The sequence below is a fragment of the bacterium genome (assembly GCA_040757115.1).
In the GTDB taxonomy this organism is placed as follows: Bacteria; UBA9089; CG2-30-40-21; order CG2-30-40-21; family SBAY01; genus JBFLXS01.
This window is the reverse complement of the sequence record JBFLYA010000344.1, coordinates 1-3,205: the sequence shown is the minus strand read 5'-3', so window position 1 is coordinate 3,205 and position 3,205 is coordinate 1. Positions and strand designations below refer to the sequence as shown.

Annotated in this window: 5 protein-coding genes; 4 read left to right on the top strand and 1 reads right to left on the bottom strand. The window is 38.7% G+C overall.

The window, feature by feature from the left end:
• The coding region (locus tag AB1422_18340) for a GxxExxY protein (protein MEW6621260.1) at positions 1-287 on the bottom strand (287 nt) is incomplete at its 3' end.
• Between the two features lie 255 nt (positions 288-542).
• Between AB1422_18340 and AB1422_18335 the strand changes: the two genes are divergently transcribed.
• The 4 genes from AB1422_18335 to AB1422_18320 all read left to right on the top strand — a co-directional run bounded on the left by AB1422_18335 (position 543) and on the right by AB1422_18320 (position 3,146).
• Positions 543-1,181 carry a histidine phosphatase family protein gene (locus AB1422_18335; protein MEW6621259.1) on the top strand — a complete coding sequence of 213 codons (639 nt, stop codon included), beginning with the start codon at positions 543-545 and terminating at the stop codon, positions 1,179-1,181.
• Positions 1,182-1,598: 417 nt separating this feature from the next.
• Entirely contained in the window at positions 1,599-2,180 is a 582-nt protein-coding gene (locus AB1422_18330) for an RNA polymerase sigma factor (protein ID MEW6621258.1), read from the top strand.
• A gap of 16 nt (positions 2,181-2,196) precedes the next feature.
• Complete coding sequence (locus AB1422_18325; GenBank protein ID MEW6621257.1) at positions 2,197-2,646, top strand: zf-HC2 domain-containing protein; 450 nt, start codon at positions 2,197-2,199, stop codon at positions 2,644-2,646.
• Positions 2,646-3,146 (top strand): periplasmic heavy metal sensor, encoded by a 501-nt coding sequence (locus tag AB1422_18320; protein MEW6621256.1) that lies wholly within the window; start codon positions 2,646-2,648, stop codon positions 3,144-3,146. The genes AB1422_18325 and AB1422_18320 overlap by 1 nt, the downstream gene beginning before the upstream one ends.
• The last annotated feature ends 59 nt before the right edge of the window (positions 3,147-3,205 follow it).

Here is a 3,205-nt window from a genome sequence, read left to right as displayed (position 1 = left end):
TGAGCATAATGAGCTTTGCTTAATTCCTCCACCGTTTTTAGTTCTACTATTACCTTGCTTTCTACAAGAATATCCAATCTGTGTTTCCCAATTTCTTCTCCTTCGTAGTAGATTAGTATTTCTTTCTTTGTCTCAACTCTCAATCCCTGTTTTGTAAGTTCAATTACCATTGCCCTGCGGTAAATACTTTCCAGAAAACCTGGATCCAGTGTCTGGTGTACCTTAATAATACATTGAATTATTATCTCAGTAAGTAAATTTTCTTGATATTCTTTTGATATCTCCATATCTCCTTTATCCCCTTATCCCCCTTCTTATACTAACCACGATCAAAATATTCCTATTTCACAGGTCGAAAAAATTTTGGGGAGATAAAAAATTGGATTATTTCAAGGAGTTTTTGTGCGAAGATTTTTTACTCTTCAGGACTGGTTTCGTTTTTTGCAAAGAAGCAGGGAGGGTATTTATTACAGGCACCCGATGGTTACTTTTTTCTTGACTTTATGTCAAAAATGACTATACTTTTAAAAAGAGGATAAAAAATGACAAAGATTATCTTAGTCCGACATGGACAGACAGTATGGAATAAAGAGGAGATTTTTCGGGGTAGAATTGATATTGACCTTGATGAGACAGGACGATCCCAGGCTAAACTTTTAGCGAAAGCCTTAGGTGAATTTCAAATCCAGACCGTGTATTGCAGTCCTCTTAAACGAGCAGTTAATACCGCAATTCCTATTGCTAAATATCATCATCTTGAAGTAACTATTGATGAGCATTTTATTGATATGAGTTATGGGCGTTGGGAAGGAAAATCGCTTGAGGAGGTAAAAGAGTCATTCCCCGCTCTCTACCAGAAATGGCAAAAAGACCCACATCTCCTAAAAATCCCTGAAGGTGAGAGTTTAAATGAGGTCAGAAGACGCGTAGTTACCAGGTTGAACCAGCTCCTCAATCAACATCCGAATGAAACAATTGCTATCGTTTCACATCGTGTCATTAATAAAATATTAATTTGCGCCTTATTAGGATTAGACAATGCGGCTTTTTGGCAAGTAAAACAGGATACGGCTTGTTTTTCTATCTTTGATTATATAGATAACAATTTTGTTCTGACACAGCATAATGAGTCCTGCCATCTCAAACCTATGCAAGGACGGGTGCAATTGGCTGATTTCTAACTTACACAGGTCGAACTTTTTCACCGAGAATTACTGGTAGGCAAATCTGTGATTTAGACAGTAGATTATAGACATCAGAGCTCAGACTAAAGCGGGCAGAAATTGCAGAAGAATGAAGGCTTGAGAGACCTGCTTATACTTCTGCTGGAAGAGTTGAAAGAGTAGAAAGAGTTGGAAGTGTTGGATGAGTTGAAGGAGTTTCTTCACTGACACTGTCACTGACATAGGTAAGGCTTAGGAAAAATTCAGGGAGTGAAGTTTTGAGGATGGTTTCCCAAATGTCACTAATTTCCTGCATAAATAGAGTCTATAGTCTTGTGTCTGATGTCCAGTGTCTGAATTACAGTTACCCTGATTCTATTTTTCTTCGCAAGTTTTTAGACAAACTGGTGTTTATACAGATGGAGGCTTTTTTGAGTGGATAGAAAAATATCTGATGCAGAACTGATGAACAGGGTAGCTATGGATGATACAGCCGCCTTTACTGAGCTCTTAACACGCTACCAATTACCGCTTTTTAATTTTATCTATCGCTTGCTTGCCAATTATGAAGAAACAGAAGACTTAACCCAGGAAGTCTTCTTAAGGGTTTATAGTTCAGCGAAAAGATATAAGCCTCAAGCCAAATTTACCACTTATCTTTTTAAGATTGCCCGTAACCTTTGCCTCAATAAATTAAGGAAGAGAAATCGGTTTCGGTTGTTTTCTCTGGATGAAGATGAGAAATATACCGATATTCAGGCTCCAGAGCATTACAGCCCTGAAGTCCGATATAAGAAAAAAGAGGTTGGTATTTTAATTGAGCAGGCTTTAGCCTCTCTACCAGAAAATCAACGACTGGCAGTGATATTGCAAAGATTCCATAACCTTTCTTACAAGGAGGTGGCTGAAGTGCTTGGCTGTTCTGTCTCTGCGGTTGAATCTCTTATCTTTCGGGCAAAACAAAAATTAAAGGAAAAATTATCCGCAAGTTTTGGGGATAATCAGTGTTTAAAATAATAGGAGATAAAAAACGATGAGATGCAAAAAGGTGCAAAGAAGGCTATCCGCTTTTTTAGACGGTGAAATTAAAAGTAAGGAAAAAAAAGAGATTAAGGGGCATTTATTAGATTGTCCGACTTGTTCAAAGGAACTGGAGGATCTATCCGCGAGCTGGGATATTCTACTCAAACTCAAACCTGTTGAACCACCTGTTTATCTCATTCAAAAAATCCTGACCGCGGCAACCGTGAGCAAAGAATATCTGTCCTGGTGGCAGGAATTGATATTGAAACCCGCTCCTATCATCGCCACTGCTACCGCAGGTATTCTTATAGGTATCTTTCTGGGGCAAACCTTTTATTCAAAAAATGGCTATCTTAGACAGCTGGATAATGAGTTCACAAGTTCCATCTATCTCGATAGCTTTGCTGATTTTCCTGAATGGTCAGCAGGCAATATAATCTTTGCAGAGGAGGAAGGATAATGAGAGGAAAATTATTTATCTTAGCCTTTGTACTATCAGTTGCACTTAATTTAGGTTTTCTGGGGATGATGGTGAGGCATCACTGGCAACCTCCCCCACCACCCCCATTTAAGGATAAATTCTGTCCATTCTACAAGGAAAGATTTGGTCTATCTAAAGAGAAATCAGTTAGAATAGAGGCGCTAAGAAGAACAATGATGTCTGAGATGAAACCTATAAGAAATGAATTGAAGAGGAAGGGAAAGGAACTAATTCGCCTTCTTCTTGAACCTCGTGTGAATCAAAAAGAGATTGATGAGAAGTTGAAAAACATCCAGGCACTGGAAGGAAAAATCCAGTCAAAACTTGTTAAACACCTCTGCGAGGTTAAAAGTGAGCTTACACCTGAGGAGCAAAAGAGATTCTTTAAGTTTATTATGCAGAGGATGGAGCATAGGCAGGGTGATTGGATGAGGCGGAAAATGATGAAAAAGGGGGTGATGAAGGATAGCCAAAAATGAACAGGGTGCAGTATCCGTGATACTGCCTGCATCAGTAGGGTTCTGCAAAATAGGATTTG